General features: G+C 65.5%; 18 protein-coding genes. 12 read left to right on the top strand and 6 right to left on the bottom strand.

Features of this window, described 5'->3' with window-relative positions; genetic code table 11:
- Positions 1 to 23: 23 nt before the first annotated feature.
- The 3 genes from P24_RS04945 to P24_RS04935 all read right to left on the bottom strand — a co-directional run bounded on the left by P24_RS04945 (position 24) and on the right by P24_RS04935 (position 3,818).
- Positions 24 to 272 (bottom strand): hypothetical protein, encoded by a 249-nt coding sequence (locus P24_RS04945; protein ID WP_008943599.1) that lies wholly within the window; start codon positions 270 to 272, stop codon positions 24 to 26.
- Positions 273 to 394: 122 nt separating this feature from the next.
- Entirely contained in the window at positions 395 to 1,900 is a 1,506-nt protein-coding gene (gene trpE / locus P24_RS04940) for an anthranilate synthase component I (RefSeq protein ID WP_008943598.1), read from the bottom strand.
- A gap of 34 nt (positions 1,901 to 1,934) precedes the next feature.
- The gene (locus P24_RS04935) at positions 1,935 to 3,818 is read right to left on the bottom strand and encodes a SurA N-terminal domain-containing protein (protein ID WP_008943597.1); all 1,884 of its coding nucleotides are present in this window, start codon (positions 3,816 to 3,818) and stop codon (positions 1,935 to 1,937) included.
- Between the two features lie 239 nt (positions 3,819 to 4,057).
- Here P24_RS04935 and tpiA point away from each other — a divergent pair, with 239 nt between their 5' ends.
- From tpiA to P24_RS04875, 12 genes are all read left to right on the top strand, one after another.
- Positions 4,058 to 4,810 (top strand): triose-phosphate isomerase, encoded by a 753-nt coding sequence (tpiA, locus tag P24_RS04930; protein WP_008943596.1) that lies wholly within the window; start codon positions 4,058 to 4,060, stop codon positions 4,808 to 4,810.
- Between the two features lie 66 nt (positions 4,811 to 4,876).
- Positions 4,877 to 5,224, top strand: a complete 348-nt coding sequence (secG, locus tag P24_RS04925) for a preprotein translocase subunit SecG (protein ID WP_008943595.1) — start codon at positions 4,877 to 4,879, stop codon at positions 5,222 to 5,224.
- 118 nt (positions 5,225 to 5,342) lie between these two features.
- Entirely contained in the window at positions 5,343 to 6,971 is a 1,629-nt protein-coding gene (locus tag P24_RS04920) for a CTP synthase (protein WP_008943594.1), read from the top strand.
- 16 nt (positions 6,972 to 6,987) lie between these two features.
- Positions 6,988 to 7,839: a 3-deoxy-8-phosphooctulonate synthase gene (gene kdsA, locus P24_RS04915; protein ID WP_008943593.1), complete on the top strand. Its 852-nt coding sequence runs from the start codon at positions 6,988 to 6,990 to the stop codon at positions 7,837 to 7,839.
- A gap of 100 nt (positions 7,840 to 7,939) precedes the next feature.
- A complete protein-coding gene (gene eno, locus P24_RS04910) occupies positions 7,940 to 9,214 on the top strand; it encodes a phosphopyruvate hydratase (RefSeq protein WP_008943592.1) in 1,275 nt (424 codons plus the stop codon).
- A gap of 137 nt (positions 9,215 to 9,351) precedes the next feature.
- The gene (locus tag P24_RS04905; protein WP_008943591.1) at positions 9,352 to 9,765 is read left to right on the top strand and encodes an FtsB family cell division protein; all 414 of its coding nucleotides are present in this window, start codon (positions 9,352 to 9,354) and stop codon (positions 9,763 to 9,765) included.
- A 220-nt stretch (positions 9,766 to 9,985) separates the two neighbouring features.
- A complete protein-coding gene (gene pdhA / locus P24_RS04900) occupies positions 9,986 to 11,053 on the top strand; it encodes a pyruvate dehydrogenase (acetyl-transferring) E1 component subunit alpha (protein ID WP_008943590.1) in 1,068 nt (355 codons plus the stop codon).
- A 68-nt stretch (positions 11,054 to 11,121) separates the two neighbouring features.
- Positions 11,122 to 12,504, top strand: coding sequence for a pyruvate dehydrogenase complex E1 component subunit beta (locus P24_RS04895; protein WP_008943589.1), 1,383 nt, complete (start codon positions 11,122 to 11,124; stop codon positions 12,502 to 12,504).
- Positions 12,505 to 12,545: 41 nt separating this feature from the next.
- The gene (locus P24_RS04890) at positions 12,546 to 13,862 is read left to right on the top strand and encodes a pyruvate dehydrogenase complex dihydrolipoamide acetyltransferase (protein WP_008943588.1); all 1,317 of its coding nucleotides are present in this window, start codon (positions 12,546 to 12,548) and stop codon (positions 13,860 to 13,862) included.
- Between the two features lie 22 nt (positions 13,863 to 13,884).
- Complete coding sequence (gene lpdA, locus P24_RS04885) at positions 13,885 to 15,300, top strand: dihydrolipoyl dehydrogenase (RefSeq protein ID WP_008943587.1); 1,416 nt, start codon at positions 13,885 to 13,887, stop codon at positions 15,298 to 15,300.
- Between the two features lie 54 nt (positions 15,301 to 15,354).
- A complete protein-coding gene (gene lipA, locus P24_RS04880) occupies positions 15,355 to 16,326 on the top strand; it encodes a lipoyl synthase (protein ID WP_008943586.1) in 972 nt (323 codons plus the stop codon).
- 10 nt (positions 16,327 to 16,336) lie between these two features.
- Positions 16,337 to 16,819 (top strand): type II toxin-antitoxin system RatA family toxin, encoded by a 483-nt coding sequence (locus P24_RS04875; protein ID WP_008943585.1) that lies wholly within the window; start codon positions 16,337 to 16,339, stop codon positions 16,817 to 16,819.
- A gap of 127 nt (positions 16,820 to 16,946) precedes the next feature.
- Here P24_RS04875 and P24_RS04870 read toward each other — a convergent pair whose 3' ends face one another.
- Genes P24_RS04870 through P24_RS04860 form a run of 3 tightly spaced genes read right to left on the bottom strand, consistent with a single transcriptional unit; the run spans position 16,947 to position 19,053 of the window.
- On the bottom strand, positions 16,947 to 17,432 hold the full coding sequence (locus P24_RS04870; RefSeq protein WP_008943584.1) for a CinA family protein: 486 nt from the start codon (positions 17,430 to 17,432) through the stop codon (positions 16,947 to 16,949).
- Positions 17,433 to 17,437: 5 nt separating this feature from the next.
- The gene (locus P24_RS04865; protein ID WP_008943583.1) at positions 17,438 to 17,899 is read right to left on the bottom strand and encodes a phosphatidylglycerophosphatase A family protein; all 462 of its coding nucleotides are present in this window, start codon (positions 17,897 to 17,899) and stop codon (positions 17,438 to 17,440) included.
- Positions 17,896 to 19,053, bottom strand: a complete 1,158-nt coding sequence (locus P24_RS04860; protein WP_008943582.1) for a bifunctional 2-C-methyl-D-erythritol 4-phosphate cytidylyltransferase/2-C-methyl-D-erythritol 2,4-cyclodiphosphate synthase — start codon at positions 19,051 to 19,053, stop codon at positions 17,896 to 17,898. Before P24_RS04860 ends, P24_RS04865 begins: the two co-directional genes overlap by 4 nt.
- Between the last annotated feature and the right edge of the window lie 25 nt (positions 19,054 to 19,078).

Below are 19,078 nucleotides of genomic sequence, written 5' to 3'. Positions count from 1 at the left end.
TTCGTTTTCGGTACGATACGCTGTCAGGGGTTGCTGGCAAGTGCCATGCGACCGGCATCGGTCAGTTTGCAGACCAGCCAGTCCGGTTTCAGCGGATTGGCGAACCAGGGTTCCGCCCAGCCCTGATCGATACAGGAACGGATCGTCTGTGCGTTCACGCGCTGGCCGTCTTCGTCGAACAGCGGCAGCTTGCCGCCCGGCTGGTCGATGCCACGGGCGAGCCAGGCGCGCTGCGCCGGGGTCGGTGTCTTTCGGCCTGCCCTGGCAGGCATGGGCTGCCCTCCCTGTCCGCTGATCCGAGGCGGATCACATGGTAGCCGGGCATGACGAACCTTGCCAGCAGGAGGCAGGGCCAGCCGGAGGCAGGGCCAGCGGAAGACGGGGAAGGGCGCGTTCAGCGCGAGGCGGCGAAGCGCACGGCTTCCTGCGCGGCACGAACCAGGGCGCGCGCCTTGTTGATGCTCTCCTGATATTCCGATTCGGGATCGCTGTCGGCCACCACTCCGCCGCCGGCCTGGACGTACATGACGCCATCCTTCACCAGGGCGGTGCGCAGCGCGATACAGGTATCCATCGCCCCGTTCGCCGAGAAATAGCCGACCGCGCCGGCATAGATGCCCCGCCGCGACTTTTCCAGCTCGTCGATGATCTCCATGGCCCGCACCTTCGGTGCGCCGGAGACGGTGCCGGCCGGGAAGCCGGCGCACAGCGCGTCCACCGCATCCAGCTCCGGCCGGATCTTGCCCTCGACATGGCTGGCAATGTGCATGACGTGCGAATAGCGCTCCACCATGAAGCTGCCCTTCACCTGCACCGTGCCGATCTGCGACACGCGGCCGACATCGTTGCGGCCAAGGTCGAGCAACATCAGATGCTCAGCGCGCTCCTTCGGGTCGGCCAGCAGCTCCTGCTCCAGCGCCTTGTCTTCCTCCGGCGTGGCGCCGCGCTTGCGGGTGCCGGCCAGCGGGCGGATCGTCACCGTCTCGTCGCGCAGCCGCACCAGGATTTCCGGGCTGGAGCCGACGATGGAGAATTTGCCGAAATCCAGCAGGAACAGGAAGGGCGAGGGGTTCAGCCGCCGCAGCGACCGGTAGAGCGCAATTGGCGGCAGCTTGAAGGGCACCTCGAAGCGCTGCGAGGGCACCACCTGGAAGGCATCGCCGGCCAGGATATATTCCCGCGCCTTGGTCACCATCGCGTGGAATTCCTCCCGCGTGGTGTTGGAGGTGGGCTCCGGCGGGGTTGCCGTGGCGCCGCTCGCCTCCCGCCGGAAGGGCAGGGAGCGGCCGAAATCCTCGATCACGTCCGACAGCCGTTCGCGTGCCTGGCGATAGGCTGCCTCCGCATCGAGGCCGGGCTCCACGCGGGCCGAGGTGATCAGCGTCACGCTGTCCTCGATATTGTCGAACACGGCGATGATGGTCGGGCGCACGAACATGCCGTCCGGCACCTCATAGGGCTTCGGCTTCGGGTTCGGCAGATGCTCCATCAGCCGCACCATGTCATAGCCCATATAGCCGAACAGGCCGCTGGCCATCGGCGGCAGGCTGGCGGGAACCTCGATCCGGCATTCCTCGATCAGCGCGCGCAGGCTCTCCAGCGTCGGCTTGTCTTCCTTAACAAAGGCGGTCTCGTCGAAACGGGCCTGGCGGTTGATCTCCGCCGCCTCGCCCTCGCAGCGCCAGATCAGGTCCGGCTTCAGCCCGATGATGGAATAGCGGCCCCGGATGGCGCCGCCTTCCACCGATTCGAACAGGAAGGAGTTCGGGCTTCCATCGGCCAGCTTCAGCATGGCGGAAACCGGCGTTTCCAGGTCGGCGACCAGGGTGGTCCAGACCAGCTGATGCTTTCCCGCTTCGTAGGTCCGGATGAAGGCGTCGCGATCGGGAAAGGTGGTCATGGCTCGGTCTGTGGCTCAATCTGGGGTGTGGGGATCAGAAGAAACGGTCGATGACGGCCCGGTCAATCTCGACCGGGTAGGTCTGGCGCAGGCCAGCGGTGAGGCTGGCATAGAGGTCGTTGCCCATGCCCTGGTTCAGCGACTGGCGCAGCTGGTCGAGGGCGCCTTCCTCCGCCTGGGCCGGATCGGCCGGGCGGATTTCCTTCAGCACCGTCACATACTGGCCGTCCTGCGCACCGACCACCTGCACTGCGCCGGTGGCGAGGCGGAAGGCGGCGGAAGCCAGGCTGCGGGGCAGGTTTTCCAGCCCTTGGCCGTCGCGCGTGAAGGGGGCGGTGGTGGCGCTGGAGATACCGGCGGTGCTGGCCACCTCGGTGATGGCGGTGTCGCCCTTCAGCTGCTCGGCGAGTGCCTCTGCCTTCTGCTTTGCCGCTTCGGCACGGCGTTCCGCCAGCACATCCTCCCGGACCTGCTCGCGCACGCTCTCGAACGGCTTCACGGCCGGCTCGGTGACGCTATCGACACGCAGCACGGTGAAGCTGCCATCCTGGCCTTCGATCGTATTGCTCTGCTGGCCCTCGGCGGTCTGGAAGGCAGCCTCCAGGAAGCGCTGCGGGGCAGGGAGGTCGGTCACGTCCGTACCTTCGGCGGTCTTGCCGGCGCGGGTGATGTTTTCCAGCTTGCGGACCGGGGCATTCAGGGTCTGCGCGGTCTCTTCCAGCGTGGCGCCGCTGGCCAACCCGTCTTCCAGACGGTTCGCCATCTCGAAGAGCTGGTCGAGCGAGCGCTCCCGCGCCATCTCGGCGCGCAGTTCCTCACGGACATCGTCGAAGCTGCGGGTCGCGGCCGGCTTGATGGCATCGACGCGGAAGATGTGCCAGCCGAACGGGCTGTTCAGCGGCTCGGTCACGCCGCCCTCCGGCAGGGCGAACACGGCATCGCCCAGACCGCCGACCAGGTCGCCCTGGGAAACCCCGGCAAGGGTCAGGTCGCCCGGACCCATGCCGGCCAGTTCCTGTGCCACGGCGACGAAGTCCTGCCCGCCGGCGAGGGCGGTTGCGGCCTGCTTCGCCTTTTCCTCCTCGGTGAACAGCATCTGCGACAGGTCGCGCGTTTCCGGCGTTGCGTAGCTGGCGGCCCGCGCCTCGTATTCGCGGTGCAGCTCTTCGTCGGGAATCAGCGTTTCGGCGGCCAGCGCTGCCGCCGTCAGCGTCACATAGCTGACGGAACGGTATTCCGGCGCCAGATAGCGGCGTTCGTTGTTCTTGTGGAACTCCACCAGCTCCGCCTCGGTTGGCGCCGCCACATCCTGCATGCTGCTGTTGGCGACGAAAATCAGGTCGGCAACGCGCTTCTCGGCGCGGTGGCGGTACAGCCGGTCCACCAGGATGTCGGGTGCCGAGGCGCTGGCCAGCGTGGCGTTGATGACGTTCTGGCGCATCAGCTCGCGGCGCATCGTCTGCACATAGCCATCCTCCGTCATGCCGACGGAGCGCAGGGCGGCGACGAACTGGTCGCGGCTGAAGCTGCCGTCCGGCCCCCGGAAGGCAGGCTCCGCGGCGATGGCTTCGCGCACCATTGTATCGGTCACCACGATGCCGCGGTCGCGGGCGAAGGCCAGGAAGACGGCGTCGGTCGCCATGCTGTCGATCACCGTGTCGAGCAGGCCCAGCTGGCGCGCCTGTTCGGTGGTGATGGTCTGGCCGAAGCGCTGGCGCAGCGTGGCGATCTCGGACTGCAGCCGCTCATTCACCTGCCTCGCCGGGATTTCGATATCCTCGACCTTGATGACGATGTCGCTGGTGTTGCCGCCCCGGAACATGTCCTCGATGCCCCAGACAGCGAAGCTGAGGACCAGAAGGGCGAACAGGAGCTTCACAAGCCAGGACGCGGTCTTGGTTCGGATCGACTGCAGCATGGTCGTTCTAGGCTTTCGGTTAAGCAAAAAACCGCCCGGAAACCGCCCGGACGGACCTCACAGCCAATCGGGCCGGAGAGGCCGGGCATCATAGAGGGGGCGCCCTTTCCGCCGCAACCTGAAATGGGCCGGTTTCCGTGGGGAGTTGCGCGCGGACTGGCAGAATCCCCGACAGGCATGTTAGTAACCGCCCGCGAATGTGATGGACATAACCGACGAACCTGACGGGAGGGCAGCAAATGGCGCCACGCAAGCTGATCGCCGGCAACTGGAAGATGAACCTGCTGAAGGCAGAAGGGGAGGCGCTGGTGCGCGCGCTGGGCGGCAGCCTCTCCGGCACGCCGAAGCCGGCCTGCGATGTGCTGGTCTGCCCGCCTTTCACGCTGCTGGGCGCATTGGCGCCGCTGTGCCGGGAGACCGGCCTGGCGCTGGGCGCGCAGGATTGCCACGCCAAGTCGTCGGGCGCTTTTACCGGCGATGTGGCGGCGCCGATGCTGGCGGATGCCGGCTGTAGCCATGTCATCGTCGGTCACTCCGAACGGCGCAGCCTGCATGGTGAGGACAATGCCACCGTGAAGGCGAAGGCGGAGGCGGCACTGGCCGCCGGCCTTGTCGCCATCGTCTGCGTCGGCGAGACCGAGGCGGAGCGCGATTCCGGCAAGGCGGAGGAGATCGTGGTCGCGCAGCTGCTGGCCTCGCTGCCGCAGGGGGCATCGGCGAAGACGCTCGTCGTTGCCTATGAACCGGTCTGGGCCATCGGCACCGGCCGCACGCCGACGGTGGAGCAGGTGGCCGACATGCATGCCGCACTCCGCAAGGCGCTGGGCGGTGTCCTGAGCGATGCGGCCGGCCTGCGCCTGCTGTATGGCGGGTCGGTGAAGCCGGGCAATGCGGCGGAGCTGCTGGCGGTCGCCAATGTCGATGGCGCACTGGTTGGCGGTGCCAGCCTATCCCACGGGGATTTTTGGGCGATCTGCCAAAGTTGCGGCTAGCAAATTGCCGTCCGAGACGGTACAACACCGGCAATATTTATCCTTTAGGCAACCCGCAGGTTTTTCATGACCACGATCATCCTGGTCATCCATAGCCTTTTGGCTCTGGTGCTGATCGGCATCGTTCTGATCCAGCGCAGCGAAGGTGGCGGACTTGGCATCGGCGGTGGTGGCGGCGGTGGCGGCGGCTTCATGACCGCACGCGGCAGCGCCAATTTCCTGACCCGCACGACGGCGATCCTGGCCGCCTGCTTCATGGGGACCAGCCTGGTTCTGGCGATCCTGGCGGGCGGGCACAGCCAGCCGCGCTCCATCGTGGACGATATCTCGACGCAGCCGGCTGGCACCCAGTCGCCTGCCGCGCCGCAGGGGAATACAGCGCCGGCCACGCCGCGCGCTCCGGTCAGCCAGTAAGCTGGCTTGCCGGTTCATTGCTTTCTCGCCGGGCACGGTTTCCTGCCGCGCCCGTCCTTTCCTACAAGCCCAACTTGTCGCATGACGGTTGGGCTTTTCTGATGTAGTTTGCAGGTCCATGACGCGTTTTATTTTCGTTACCGGCGGCGTGGTTTCTTCTCTCGGCAAGGGGCTGGCGTCGGCAGCGCTTGGGGCGCTGCTGCAATCGCGCGGCTATGCCATCCGGCTGCGCAAGCTTGACCCTTACCTGAACGTCGATCCCGGCACGATGAGCCCGCTGCAGCATGGCGAGGTGTTCGTGACCGATGATGGCGCGGAAACCGACCTTGACCTCGGCCATTACGAGCGCTTCACCGGTATTCCCGCGCGCCGCAGCGACAATGTGACGACGGGGCGCATCTATTCGACGGTGATCGAGCGGGAGCGGCGCGGCGACTATCTGGGCGCCACCGTACAGGTCATTCCGCATGTTACTGACGCGATCAAGGAATTCGTCCGCGCCGATGTGAATGGCGAGGATTTCATCATCTGCGAGATCGGCGGCACGGTCGGCGACATTGAGAGCCTGCCGTTCCTGGAGGCGATCCGTCAGCTCGGCAATGAGATGGGGCGCGAGCGCGTGATGTTCGTGCATGTCACCCTGCTGCCCTATGTCAGCGCGGCGGGCGAGCTGAAGACCAAGCCGACCCAGCATTCGGTGAAGGAGCTGCTGTCGGTCGGTATCCAGCCCGACATGCTGCTGTGCCGCTCGGAAATGACCATCAGCGAGGATGAGCGCCGCAAGATCGCGCTGTTCTGCAATGTCCGTCAGGAAGCGGTCATCCCGGCCCTGAACGTCGATACCATCTATGCGGTGCCCATCGAATATCACCGCCAGGGCCTGGATACCCAGGTTCTGCGCCATTTCGGCCTGACCTCGGACGTCGAGCCGGATCTGACGCGCTGGGAGACCATCGCCAACCATATCCGCCAGCCGGAAGGCGAGGTGAAGATTGCGGTGGTCGGCAAGTACACCTCCGTGTTCGATGCCTACAAGTCGCTGGCCGAGGCCCTTGCGCATGGCGGCATCGCCAACAATGTGAAGGTCAACCTGCACTGGATGGATGCCGAGATCTTCGAGCGCGAGGATGCCGTCCATTTCCTGGAGGGCATTCACGGCATCCTGGTGCCGGGCGGCTTCGGCGAGCGCGGCAGCGAAGGCAAGATCGCGGCGGTGCGCTTCGCGCGCGAGCGCAACGTGCCCTATTTCGGTATTTGCTTCGGCATGCAGATGGCGGTGATCGAGGCGGCGCGCTCACTGGCGCATCTGCCGAAGGCCAGCAGCACCGAATTCGGCCCGTCGGACGAGCCGGTTGTCGGATTGCTGACCGAATGGATGCGCGGCAATGAGGTTGAGCGCCGCAGCGCCGAGGGCAATCTGGGCGGTACCATGCGGCTGGGCGCCTATGACTGCGCCGTCGCCGCCGATAGCAAGCTGGAGGAGATTTACGGCCAGCGCATGATCAGCGAGCGGCATCGTCACCGTTATGAGGTGAACATCAACTACAAGCAGCGGCTGGAGCAGGTCGGCCTGCGCTTTTCCGGCATGTCGCCGGACGGCGAGCTGCCGGAAGTGGTGGAGATTCCGAGCCACCCCTGGTTTGTCGGCGTACAGTTCCATCCGGAGCTGAAGTCGAAGCCGTTCGAGCCGCACCCGCTGTTCACCTCTTTCGTGAAGGCCGCGCTCGAACAGTCGCGGCTGGTCTGAGTTCAAAGGGAAAGCCATGAGCGTCGCACAGCGTCTCGTCCGCGTCGGCAAGCTGGAGATCGGCAACGACCGGCCCTTCACCCTGATCGCCGGCCCGTGCCAGCTGGAAAGCCGGCAGCACGCGCTGGAGATGAGCCATGCGCTGGCCGAGCTGACGGCAAAGCTGGGCATCGGGCTGATCTACAAGACCTCCTATGACAAGGCGAATCGCACCAGCATCAAGGGCGAACGCGGCCTCGGCATGGAAAAGAGCCTGCCGATCATGGCCGAGGTGCGCGAGACCTATGGCTGCCCGGTGCTGACCGACGTGCATGAGCCGGCTCATTGCGCCATCGTCGCCGAGGCGGTGGACGTGCTGCAGATTCCGGCCTTCCTGTGCCGCCAGACCGACCTGCTGGTCGCGGCGGCGAAGACCGGCCGCACGGTGAATGTGAAGAAGGGCCAGTTCCTCGCCCCGTGGGACATGAAGAATGTGGTCGCCAAGCTGGTCGAGAGCGGCAACGAGAATGTGCTGGTGACCGAGCGTGGCGCCAGCTTCGGCTACAACACGCTGGTCAGCGACATGCGCTCCCTGCCGATCATGGCGGCGCAGACCGGCTGCCCGGTGGTGTTCGACGCCACCCATTCGGTGCAGCAGCCGGGCGGGCAGGGGACCAGCAGCGGAGGCCAGCGTGAATTCGTGCCGATCCTGGCCCGCGCCGCCCTGTCCATAGGCGTGGCCGCAGTCTTCATGGAAACCCATCAGGACCCGGACAACGCGCCATCCGACGGGCCGAACATGGTGCCGTTGAAGGCGATGCCGGCACTGCTGGAAACGCTGCTGGCCTTTGACCGGCTGGCCAAGGCCAATCCGGTGTCGATCGGCTGACCGAACCTGTCAGCCGGCTTGTCATCTTCCGGGCAGGCGGCTATGAGTCGCCAGCCCGTACATTCCTCGTCTCGTTCTGCCATCCGGAGGCCATCACGCCATGAGCGCCATCATCGATATCGTCGCCCGCGAGATTCTCGACAGCCGCGGCAACCCGACCGTCGAGGTCGATGTGACGCTGGAAAGCGGCGCCACCGGGCGCGCCGGCGTGCCGTCGGGCGCTTCCACCGGCACGCATGAGGCGCTGGAGCTGCGCGATGGCGACAAGAGCCGCTATCTCGGCAAGGGCGTGCAGAAGGCCATCGATGCGGTGAATGGCGAGATTTTCGATACGCTGTCGGGTCTGGACGCCACCGAGCAGGTGCATATCGACCAGCTGATGATCGATCTGGATGGCACGCCGAACAAGGCGCGTCTCGGTGCCAACGCCATTCTCGGCGTCAGCCTGGCGGTTGCCAAGGCGGCCGCGGCCGATCTCGGCCTGCCGCTCTACCGCCATGTCGGCGGCGTCTATGCCCGCACCCTGCCGGTGCCGCTGATGAACATCATCAATGGCGGTGCGCATGCCGATAATCCCATCGACTTCCAGGAGTTCATGATCCTGCCGGTCGGCGCGGACAGCTTCGCCGAGTCGCTGCGCATGGGCGCCGAGGTGTTCCATAATCTGAAGAAGCAGCTGAAGGATGCCGGCCACAACACCAATGTCGGCGACGAGGGCGGCTTCGCGCCGAACCTGAAGAGCGCCGACGAGGCGCTGGCCTTCATCATGAAGGCTATCGAGGCGGCGGGCTACAAGCCGGGCGAGGATATCGCGCTCGGTCTGGATTCGGCCGCCAGCGAGTTCCACAAGGGCGGCAAGTACGCGCTGGACGGTGAGGGCAAGAGCCTGGACGCCGCCGGCATGGTGAAGCTGTATGAGGAGCTGTGCGGACGCTACCCCATCATCTCCATTGAGGATGGCATGGGCGAGGATGACTGGGACGGCTGGAAGGCGCTGACCGATGCGCTGGGCGGCAAGGTCCAGCTGGTCGGCGACGATCTGTTCGTCACCAACCCGGACCGGCTGTCGGACGGCATCGCGCGCGGCGTCGCCAACTCCATCCTCATCAAGGTGAACCAGATCGGTACCCTGTCGGAGACATTGGAAGCGGTCGAGCGCGCGCATCGCGCCGGCTACACCGCCGTTATGTCCCACCGCTCCGGCGAGACCGAGGATTCGACCATCGCCGACCTGGCGGTCGCCACCAATTGCGGGCAGATCAAGACCGGCTCGCTCAGCCGCTCCGACCGGCTGGCGAAGTACAATCAGCTGCTGCGCATTGAGGATCAGCTGGGCGGGGCCGCGCGCTACGCAGGCACCGCGATCCTGCGCTAAGCAATTCGACGGATTGGGAAAGGGCGGTCTTCGGGCCGCCCTTTTCCATGAGTCATTTCCGCAACAGGTTGATTCTTCTTGGCGAATCCAGCCGGTATCGCTTGACGGCATGGAATCGCGTGTGATTCCATCCCTCCATGGACGCCATTCGTGAAATACGCCGTCGCGCGCGACATGCTGTAGGCCCGGTCTGCGGGGCGCTGCTGCTGGGCTATTTCGTCTATCACGCGGTGCAGGGCGAGCGCGGGCTGCTGGCCTGGCGTCTGGTCGACCAGCAGATTGCCAGTGCCGAGGCGACGCTGGACGAGGTGCGGGCCGTCCATGACCGGCTGGAGCGCCGCGTTTCGCTGCTGGAGCCGGCCAGTATCGACCCTGATATGCTGGAAGAGCGGGCCAGGATCATGCTGAATCTCGCGCACCCTGACGAGGTCGTGATTATTGCTGCGCCTGCGAATGGATTTTCCACTACGCCAGACTTGCCGCCGGCTCCAGTTCTTCGCAGTGCGAAATCGATGGTCGCACAGTTGCCGGTGGCCGCCAAAGACGATTAACTGAAATTCAGTTAATTACAGTTTCTTCCAATATTTTCAGTATTTTAGCGTGCCCTTGATCGCATGCTGGCTTTGCATTATCTGTTGCCCTGACACTAGGGGCGTCGATCAAGCGATTAGCCTTGTCGGCACTTTCTCCTATATAGTGGTTGGTGATGGTTAATGGCCGCGCTGTGGCCGGTCGCCATCCAACGCATGAACGCGACCGAGGGGAGGCGTTATGGCCAGTACCAGCAGCAAGACCCGGACAAAGAGTGCTGCCAGCCGCAGCACATCCAGCCGCCAGTCGTCGAAGGCCCAGTCGTCTAAGGCGAAGAGCGCGCCGGCGGCCTCCCTCGACGATCTGAAGCATTATTACCGTGAGATGCTGCTGATCCGCCGTTTCGAGGAGAAGGCGGGCCAGCTTTACGGCATGGGTCTGATTGGCGGCTTCTGCCACCTCTATATCGGCCAGGAAGCCGTGGTGGTGGGCATGCAGGCGGCCATCGAGGATGGCGACTCGGTCGTCACCTCCTACCGCGACCATGGCCATATGCTGGCCACCGGCATGGAATCGCGCGGCGTGATGGCGGAACTGACCGGCCGCATCGGCGGCTATTCCAAAGGCAAGGGCGGCTCCATGCACATGTTCAGCCGCGAGAAGAACTTCTACGGCGGCCACGGCATCGTCGGAGCGCAGGTGCCGATCGGTACCGGCATCGCCTTCGCCAACCAGTATGAGGAGAACGACCGGGTCTGCCTCACCTATATGGGCGATGGCGCGGTGAACCAGGGCCAGGTCTATGAGAGCTTCAACATGGCCGCCCTGTGGAAGCTGCCGGTCATCTACATCATCGAGAACAACCAGTACGGCATGGGCACTTCGGTGCAGCGCGCCGCCGCCGGGCCGGACCTCGCTCATCGTGGCCATGCCTATGGCATTCCCGGCGAGGTCGTGGACGGCATGAATGTGCTGACCGTGAAGGAAGCCGGCGAACGCGCCGTGGCGCACGCCCGCGCCGGCAAGGGCCCCTATATCCTGGAGATGAAGACCTACCGCTATCGCGGCCACTCCATGTCCGATCCGGCCAAGTACCGGAGCAAGGAGGAGGTCAACAAGATGCGGCAGGAACGCGATCCCATCGACAATGTGCGCAAGATGCTGCTCGACGCCGGTGCGGCCGAGGACGATCTGAAGGTGATCGACCGCGAGGTGAAGGACATCGTCACCGACGCCACCGATTTCGCGCAGACCAGCCCGGAACCCGATCCGTCGGAACTGTGGACCGACGTGCTGGTCGAGGCCTGAACGCAATCCGAAGCTACACTCAGCGGCCGGCGATCAAGGCGCTGCCGCGAAACAGGTGAGGGGGTACCATGCCCATCGAGGTTCTGATGCCGGCGCTGTCGCCGACCATGACGGAAGGCAAGCTGGCCAACTGGCTGAAGAAGGAAGGCGATGAGGTCAAGGCCGGCGACGTTCTGGCCGAGATCGAGACCGACAAGGCGACCATGGAGGTCGAGGCGGTCGATGAAGGCACGCTCGGGAAGATTCTGGTCCAAGCGGGCACCGATGGGGTGGCGGTGAACACCCCCATCGCCATGCTGCTGGAGGAAGGCGAATCCGCCGAGGATGCAAAGGCCGCTCCCGCGCCGAAGCCCGAGGCAAAGCAGGAAGCCCCCAAGGAGGAGCCGAAGGCCGAGGCCAAAGCCCCCGCCGCGCCGGCCCAGCCAAAGGCCGCCGTGCCGGCCAGTGACGAGGACCGCTATTTCGCCAATACGAAGACCCAGACCGTCCGCGAGGCACTGCGCGACGCGATGGCGGAGGAGATGCGGCTGGACAAGAAGGTGTTCCTGCTGGGCGAGGAAGTCGCCCAGTATCAGGGCGCCTACAAGGTCAGCCAAGGGCTGCTGGACGAGTTCGGCGCCAAGCGCGTGATCGATACGCCGATCACCGAGCAGGGCTTTGCCGGCCTTGCCACCGGTGCCGCCTTCAAGAAGCTGCGCCCCGTCGTCGAGTTCATGACCTTCAACTTCGCCATGCAGGCGATTGACCAGATCATCAATTCGGCGGCCAAGACGCTGTACATGTCGGGCGGCCAGATGGGCTGCCCCATCGTGTTCCGCGGGCCGAACGGCGCTGCCTCACGCGTCGCCGCCCAGCACAGCCAGTGCTATGCCTCCTGGTACGCCCATTGCCCCGGCCTGAAGGTGGTCTCGCCCTGGTCGGCGGCGGATGCCAAGGGGCTGCTGAAATCGGCGATCCGCGACGACAACCCGGTTATCTTCCTGGAGAACGAACTGCTCTACGGCCAGAGCTTCGAGGTGCCGGAATCGGAAGAGTTCGTCGTGCCCATCGGCCGCGCCAAGGTGGTGCGCGCGGGCTCGGACGTGACCATCACGGCCTTCTCGATCATGGTCGGCCGGGCACTTGAGGCAGCCGAGAAACTGGCGGAGCAGGGCATTGAGGCGGAAGTCATCGACCTGCGTACCATCCGGCCGCTGGATACCGAAACCATCATCAATTCGGTGAAGAAGACCAACCGTCTGGTCACCTGCGAGGAGGGCTGGCCCTATGCCGGCATCGGCTCCGAGCTGGCGGCGCTGATGATGGAGGAATGCTTCGACCATCTGGACGCGCCGGTGAAGCGGGTCTGCGGCGTGGATGTGCCGCTGCCCTATGCCGCCAATCTGGAAAAGCTGGCCCTGCCGCAGGCGGACCATATCACCGAGGCGGCCAAGGCCGTCTGTTATCGCTGAGCAACCCTGGACAAAAAGCCGGACGCTGAGGGGGAAACACCATGCCGATCAAGGTTCTGATGCCGGCCCTGTCGCCGACCATGACCGAGGGAACGCTCGCCAAGTGGCTGAAGAAGGAAGGCGACACGGTCGCTTCCGGCGACGTGATTGCGGAGATCGAGACCGACAAGGCCACGATGGAGGTCGAATCCGCCGATGAGGGCGTGCTCGGCAAGATCGTCGTGCCGGAAGGCACCGAGGGCGTGCCGGTGAACGAGCTTATCGGCTGGCTGCTGGAGGAGGGCGAGGACGCCTCCGCCATCGAGGGGGCCGGTGACGCCAGGCCGGCGCCGAAGCAGGAGGCCCCCAAGCAGGAAACGAAGGCCGAGGCGCCGAAGGAACAGCCCAAGCCCGCCGCCGCGCCGGCACCGGCTGCCTCTGGCGGCGGCGACAAGGGCGACCGCATCTTTGCCAGCCCGCTGGCCCGCCGCATGGCGGAGCAGGCCGGCCTCGACCTCGCCAGCCTCAGCGGGTCCGGCCCGAACGGCCGCATCGTGAAGGCGGATATCGAGGCGGCGCTGTCGAAGGGCGGGACAAAGGCTCCAGCTTCTGCGCCGCAGGCCGCTGCTGCGCCGCAGGCGGCTGCACCGGTTTCGCTGCCGCAGAGCCAGCCGGACGTACCGGGCCTGCCGTCCTATACCGAGGTGCCGAACAGCTCCATGCGCAAGGTCATCGCCAAGCGCCTGACCGAATCGAAGCTGACCGCGCCGCATTTCTACCTGACCATCGACTGCGAGATCGACAAGCTGCTCGCCGTGCGCAAGGAGCTGAACGAGAAAGTCGGCGACAGCGGCTACAAGCTGTCGGTGAACGATCTCGTCATCCGGGCGACGGCGCTGGCGCTGAAGAAGGTGCCGGCGGCCAACGCCACCTGGACCGAGAGCGCCATCCGCATCTATGATCAGGTCGATATCTCGGTTGCGGTTGCCATCGACGAGGGGCTGATCACCCCGGTGATCCGCGATGCCGGCTCCAAGGGGCTGGTCGAGATTTCCGCCGAGATGAAGGATCTGGCGAAGCGGGCGCGCGAGCGCAAGCTGAAGCCGGAGGAATTCCAGGGCGGTACCTTCTCGATCTCCAACCTCGGCATGTTCGGCATCAAGGACTTCGCCGCTGTCATCAACCCGCCGCAGGGCGCCATCCTGGCGGTTGGGGCTGGCGAACAGCGGCCTGTGGTGAAGGACGGCGCGCTGGCCATCGCCACGGTGATGAGCTGCACCCTGTCGGTCGATCACCGCGTGGTCGATGGCGCGATCGGGGCGGAGTTCCTGTCCGTCTTCAAGAAGCTGATCGAAGACCCGATGACGATGCTGCTGTAAGGCGGCAGGAAGGGAGACCGACATGGCCGATACCTCATTCGACCTCATCGTCGTCGGCGGCGGGCCGGGCGGCTATGTCGCCGCCATCCGCGCGGCGCAGCTCGGCATGAAGACCGCACTGGTGGAGCGCGAGCATCTGGGCGGCATCTGCCTGAACTGGGGTTGCATCCCCACCAAGGCGCTGCTGCGTTCCTCCGAGGTCAAGCACATGCTCGACCATCTGGGCGATTACGGCTTTTCCGCCAAGGACATCAGCTTCGACGTGAAGAAGGTTGTGGAGCGCTCCCGCAAGGTGGCCTCGCAGCTTTCCGGCGGCGTGAAGCATCTGCTGAAGAAGAACAAGGTCACCGTCTTTGACGGCATGGGCAAGCTGGACGGCACCGCCGGCGGGCAGCGCAAGCTGGCAGTCACCGACAAGGACGGCAAGAAGATCGCCGACCTGACCGCGAAGAATGTGATCCTGGCGACCGGCGCGCGGGCGCGCTCCCTGCCGGGGCTGGAGGCGGACGGCAAGCTGGTCTGGACCTACAAGGAAGCGATGGTGCCGGAGAGCATGCCGAAATCGCTTCTGGTTGTCGGCTCGGGCGCCATCGGCATCGAATTCGCCAGCTTCTACAAGGATATGGGCGCCGACGTCACGGTCGTGGAGGTAATGGACCGCATCCTGCCGGTGGAGGATGAGGAAATCTCCGCCTTCGCGAAGAAATCCTTCGAGAAGCAGGGCATGAAGATCATGACCTCGGCCGGCGTGAAGGGGCTGAAGAAGGGCCAGAACAACGTAACCGTCACGGTCGAGGCCGGGGGTAAGACCACCGATATCACCGTGGATCGCGTCATCCTGGCGGTCGGCATCGTCGGCAATGTGGAGAATCTGGGCCTCGACGGTACCAAGGTGAAGGTCGAGAAGACCCATGTGGTGACCGATCCCTATGGTGCCACCGGGGAGCCGGGGGTCTATGCCATCGGCGATCTGGCCGGCCCGCCCTGGCTTGCCCACAAGGCCAGCCATGAGGGCGTCGTCTGTGTCGAGAAGATCGCCGGGCTGAAGGGCGTCCATCCGCTGGACACCGCGAACATTCCGGGCTGCACTTATTGCCGTCCGCAGGTTGCCAGTGTCGGCCTGACCGAGGCCAAGGCGAAGGCGGCGGGGTATGAGGTGAAGGTCGGGCGCTTCCCCTTCATCGGCAATGGCAAGGCCATCGCGCTGGGTGAGCCGGAAGGCATGGTGAAAACCGTGTTCGACGCCAAGACCGGCGAGCTGCTGGGCGCCCACATGATCGGCGCGGAAGTGACCGAGCTGATCCAGGGCTATACCGTGGCCCGCACGCTGGAGAGCACGGAGGCGGAGCTGATGCACACCGTCTTCCCGCATCCGACGCTGTCCGAGATGATGCACGAATCCGTGCTTGACGCTTACGGGCGGGCCATCCACTTCTAGGATGTTCCCGCCGTAAGGCGCGAAGCCAAGGCCCGTAGCAAGGATAGGCCAGCCATGAGTACCGTTGAGGCGAAGCCGACGGTCCGTCACCCCGAAAAGGCGCACCGGCCCGACAATCCCGTGCAGCGCCGTAAGCCGGAATGGCTGCGCGTGAAGGCGCCGGTCTCGAAGGAATATAACGAGACGCGGCAGCTCATGCGCACGCTCAACCTCGTCACCGTGTGCGAGGAAGCGGCCTGCCCGAATATCGGCGAATGCTGGAAGAAGAAGCACGCCACCTTCATGATTCTGGGCAGCGTGTGTACGCGCGCCTGCGCCTTCTGCAACGTCGCCACCGGCATGCCGGACAAGCTGGACCCGCACGAGCCCGACAATATCGCGGTGGCGGTCGGCAAGCTGGGGCTGGAGCATGTGGTCATCACCTCGGTGGATCGCGACGATCTGCCGGATGGCGGTGCCGCCCATTTCGCGCGCGTTATCCAGCGGCTGCGCGAGGAGGCACCGGGCACCACCATCGAGATCCTGACGCCCGATTTCCTGCGCAAGGAGGGCGCGCTGGAAGTGGTGGTCGCGGCCAAGCCAGACGTGTTCAACCACAATCTGGAAACCGTGCCGCGGCTCTATCCGTCGATCCGGCCCGGTGCGCGCTATTTCCATTCGTTGCGCCTGCTCGATCGGGTGAAGGAGCTGGACCCGTCGATCTTCACCAAGTCCGGCATCATGGTCGGCCTCGGCGAGACGGCGGAGGAGGTGGCGCAGGTGATGGATGATCTGCGCAGTGCCGATGTGGATTTCATGACCATCGGCCAGTATCTGCAGCCGACGCCGAAGCATGCGGCGGTGGACCGTTTCGTCACGCCGGACGAGTTCAAGACCTATGAGCGCAAGGCCTACTCCAAGGGCTTCCTGATGGTCTCGGCCTCGCCGCTGACGCGTTCCTCGCATCATGCCGGCGACGACTTCCAGCGCCTGCGCGCGGCCCGCGAGGCGAAGCTGACGGCTCAGGCCGTTCCCGCCGCCGAGTAGCTGCCGCTTCATGCCGACGCACGCCGAACAGCGCGTCCTGCCCTACGCGCCGCAGAAGCTTTTCGATCTGGTCGCCGATGTGGAGCGCTATCCGGAATTCCTGCCCTGGTGCCTGGGCGCGCGCATCCGCAAGCGCGAGCCGGCGCTGCTGATCGCCGACCTGATCATCGGGTTCAAGATGGTGCGGGAGCGCTTCACCTCCCGCGTGGCGCTCGACCGGCCGGGCATGCGGATCGACGTGACCTATACGGAAGGCCCGTTCAAGTACCTGAACAATCACTGGATTTTCCTGCCGGCCGAAGGCGAGGGGGCAGAGGCCTGCCTCATCGACTTCTATGTCGATTTCGAGTTCCGCTCGGTCCTGCTGCAGAAGATGATGTCGGTGCTGTTCAACGAGGCGGTGCGCCGCATGGTTGGTGCCTTCGAGACGCGGGCGCACGCGCTCTATGGCGAGGCTGCGGGCAATCCCGCCGAAGACCGTTCAGCCGGCTGACAGTCGATTTTTCTCTCGTCATCCTCGGGCTTGACCCGAGGATCCATAGAAACGGAGCCGTTCGCTGGATGGTCGGCCCTTCGGATCAAGTCCAAGGATGGCCCGACCATGACGATGGAGAGTGCGGTTAAGTCGCCGCGTCGATCATCGTCAGCGCCTTTTCCACGGTGGCGCGGCGCACCGCTGAACGGTCGCCGGAAAATACCTCATGATGCGCCACCGTCTCACGCCCCTTGCGGGCGACAGCAAGATGGACGAGGCCGACCGGCTTGCTGGCCGTGCCGCCGCCGGGACCGGCAACGCCGGTGACGGCGACCGTGATATCGGCGCTGGACCGGGCCAGCGCGCCTTCCGCCATGGCGCGGGCGACCGCCTCGCTGACCGCGCCATGAGTAGCGATCAGCGCCGGATCGACGCCCAGCATTTCCGCCTTCGCCTCGTTGGAGTAGGTGACGAAGCCGCGATCCACCACGGCGGATGAGCCGGCGATCTCGGTCAGCGTGCCAGCGATCAGCCCGCCGGTGCAGGATTCCGCCGTGGCGAGCATGAGGCCGGCCTGTTTGCAGTGCTCCAGCAGGGCGGCGGCCTGAGCCTGTAGATCGACGGGAATCATCGCGCTCACCAGAAGAAATGGACGATCAGGGCGGCAGCCATCATGCCATAAAGCGCGGCCAGCACGTCATCCGCCATGATGCCGAATCCGCCGGTGAATTTCCGGTCGGCCAGCGACACCGGCCAGGGCTTGGCGATGTCGAACAGCCGGAACAGCGCGAAGCCGATGGCATAGGCCAGCGGGTCGTGCGGCATGACGGCCAGCACCATCCATTGCCCGACAACTTCGTCGATGACAGCGGAGCCGGGGTCCTTGCGGCCGATACCTTCGGCATAGGCGGCGCTGGCCCAGCAGCCGACAGGGAACAGCAGGGCGGCGGCGATTAGCAGTGCCAGCGGCCCGAACGCGTCGGCAATTACCCAGGCGAAGGGCAGGGCGGCCAGCGAGCCCCAGGTGCCCGGCGCCTTCGGGATACGCCCGACCCAGAACCAGGTGGCCAGGATATAGGCCGGGTGGAGCGGGCTCATGTGCGCGGCAGCTCGACGGTCGCCATGGCCTGCGCGGCGATGCCCTCGCGCCGGCCGGTGAAGCCCAACTTCTCGGTGGTGGTCGCCTTCACGCTGACCTGGTCGGCGCTGAGGCCGAGGATCTGCGCAATGCGGGCGGTCATCGCCTCCCGGTGCGGGCCGATTTTGGGGCGCTCGCAGATCAGCGTCACATCGACATGCACGATGCGTCCGCCCTTCGCCGCCACTAACCCCGCCGCATGGGCGAGGAACCGGTCGGAGGACGCCCCCTTCCATTGCGGGTCGGTCGGCGGGAAATGCTGGCCGATATCGCCGGCGGCGATGCAGCCCAGCAGCGCATCGGTCAGCGCATGCAGCCCGACATCGGCATCGGAATGGCCTTCCAGTCCGCTGTCATGCGGCACCGGGACGCCACACAGCATGACATGGTCCCCGCCCTCGGCGAAGCGGTGGACGTCGAAGCCGCTGGCGCTGCGGGTCTCGAAAGCAGCGCCCAGAAGGGTTTCGGCGCGCATCATGTCCTCCGCCGTGGTGATCTTGAAATTCTCCTCGGTGCCCGGCACCAGCGCGACGGTCTGGCCTGCCGCTTCCAGCAGAGAGGCATCGTCGGTCAGTTCCCGCCCGGCCAGCGCCCGATGGGCCGCCAGTATATCGGCAAAGCGGAAGCCCTGCGGTGTCTGCGCGCGGTACAGGCCGTCGCGCGGCACCGTTGCGGCGATCTGGGCACCCTCGGCGCGCTTCAGCGTATCGGCGACGGCAAGGGCGGGAATGGCGCCGGGATGGTCCTGCAGCGCCGCCAGCACGGCGTCGATGGTCGCAGGGGCGGTGAAGGGGCGGGCGGCATCCTGAATCAGCACAAGCTCGGGCGCATCTTTGGAAAGCGCCTCCAGCCCCAGCCTCACGCTGTCCTGCCGCGTGGCGCCGCCGGCAATCGGTTCGTCCGGGCCAAGATCGCCCACCGCTTGATTGTAAAGATCGCGGTCATCAGGGTGGATTACCACCCGCACCGCCTTGATGCCAGGATGTGCCAGGAACCGCCGCACCGTATGGCGCAGCACCGTCTGCCCGGCCAGCGGCAGATACTGCTTCGGCAGGCTGCCGCCGAGGCGATGACCGCGTCCGGCGGCGACGATAAGGGCGATGGTCTTGGACATGCGCCGGAGCCTAAGCCGGCGCGGG

It is taken from the genome of Oceanibaculum indicum P24, from assembly GCF_000299935.1.
GTDB lineage: Bacteria > Pseudomonadota > Alphaproteobacteria > Oceanibaculales > Oceanibaculaceae > Oceanibaculum > Oceanibaculum indicum.
This window is presented reverse-complemented; position numbering and strand designations above follow the sequence as displayed.

Bases quoted from the DNA above. Each gene is read 5' to 3' on its own strand.
- P24_RS04945 (WP_008943599.1), bottom strand. From the start codon at position 272: ATGCCTGCCAGGGCAGGCCGAAAGACACCGACCCCGGCGCAGCGCGCC.
- lpdA (WP_008943587.1), top strand. From the start codon at position 13,885: ATGGCCGATACCTCATTCGACCTCATCGTCGTCGGCGGCGGGCCGGGC.
- P24_RS04870 (WP_008943584.1), bottom strand. From the start codon at position 17,432: ATGATTCCCGTCGATCTACAGGCTCAGGCCGCCGCCCTGCTGGAGCAC.
- trpE (WP_008943598.1), bottom strand. From the start codon at position 1,900: ATGACCACCTTTCCCGATCGCGACGCCTTCATCCGGACCTACGAAGCG.
- P24_RS04865 (WP_008943583.1), bottom strand. From the start codon at position 17,899: ATGAGCCCGCTCCACCCGGCCTATATCCTGGCCACCTGGTTCTGGGTC.
- P24_RS04920 (WP_008943594.1), top strand. From the start codon at position 5,343: ATGACGCGTTTTATTTTCGTTACCGGCGGCGTGGTTTCTTCTCTCGGC.
- lipA (WP_008943586.1), top strand. From the start codon at position 15,355: ATGAGTACCGTTGAGGCGAAGCCGACGGTCCGTCACCCCGAAAAGGCG.
- eno (WP_008943592.1), top strand. From the start codon at position 7,940: ATGAGCGCCATCATCGATATCGTCGCCCGCGAGATTCTCGACAGCCGC.
- pdhA (WP_008943590.1), top strand. From the start codon at position 9,986: ATGGCCAGTACCAGCAGCAAGACCCGGACAAAGAGTGCTGCCAGCCGC.
- P24_RS04890 (WP_008943588.1), top strand. From the start codon at position 12,546: ATGCCGATCAAGGTTCTGATGCCGGCCCTGTCGCCGACCATGACCGAG.
- secG (WP_008943595.1), top strand. From the start codon at position 4,877: ATGACCACGATCATCCTGGTCATCCATAGCCTTTTGGCTCTGGTGCTG.
- P24_RS04875 (WP_008943585.1), top strand. From the start codon at position 16,337: ATGCCGACGCACGCCGAACAGCGCGTCCTGCCCTACGCGCCGCAGAAG.
- P24_RS04895 (WP_008943589.1), top strand. From the start codon at position 11,122: ATGCCCATCGAGGTTCTGATGCCGGCGCTGTCGCCGACCATGACGGAA.
- P24_RS04935 (WP_008943597.1), bottom strand. From the start codon at position 3,818: ATGCTGCAGTCGATCCGAACCAAGACCGCGTCCTGGCTTGTGAAGCTC.
- P24_RS04860 (WP_008943582.1), bottom strand. From the start codon at position 19,053: ATGTCCAAGACCATCGCCCTTATCGTCGCCGCCGGACGCGGTCATCGC.
- kdsA (WP_008943593.1), top strand. From the start codon at position 6,988: ATGAGCGTCGCACAGCGTCTCGTCCGCGTCGGCAAGCTGGAGATCGGC.
- tpiA (WP_008943596.1), top strand. From the start codon at position 4,058: ATGGCGCCACGCAAGCTGATCGCCGGCAACTGGAAGATGAACCTGCTG.
- P24_RS04905 (WP_008943591.1), top strand. From the start codon at position 9,352: ATGGACGCCATTCGTGAAATACGCCGTCGCGCGCGACATGCTGTAGGC.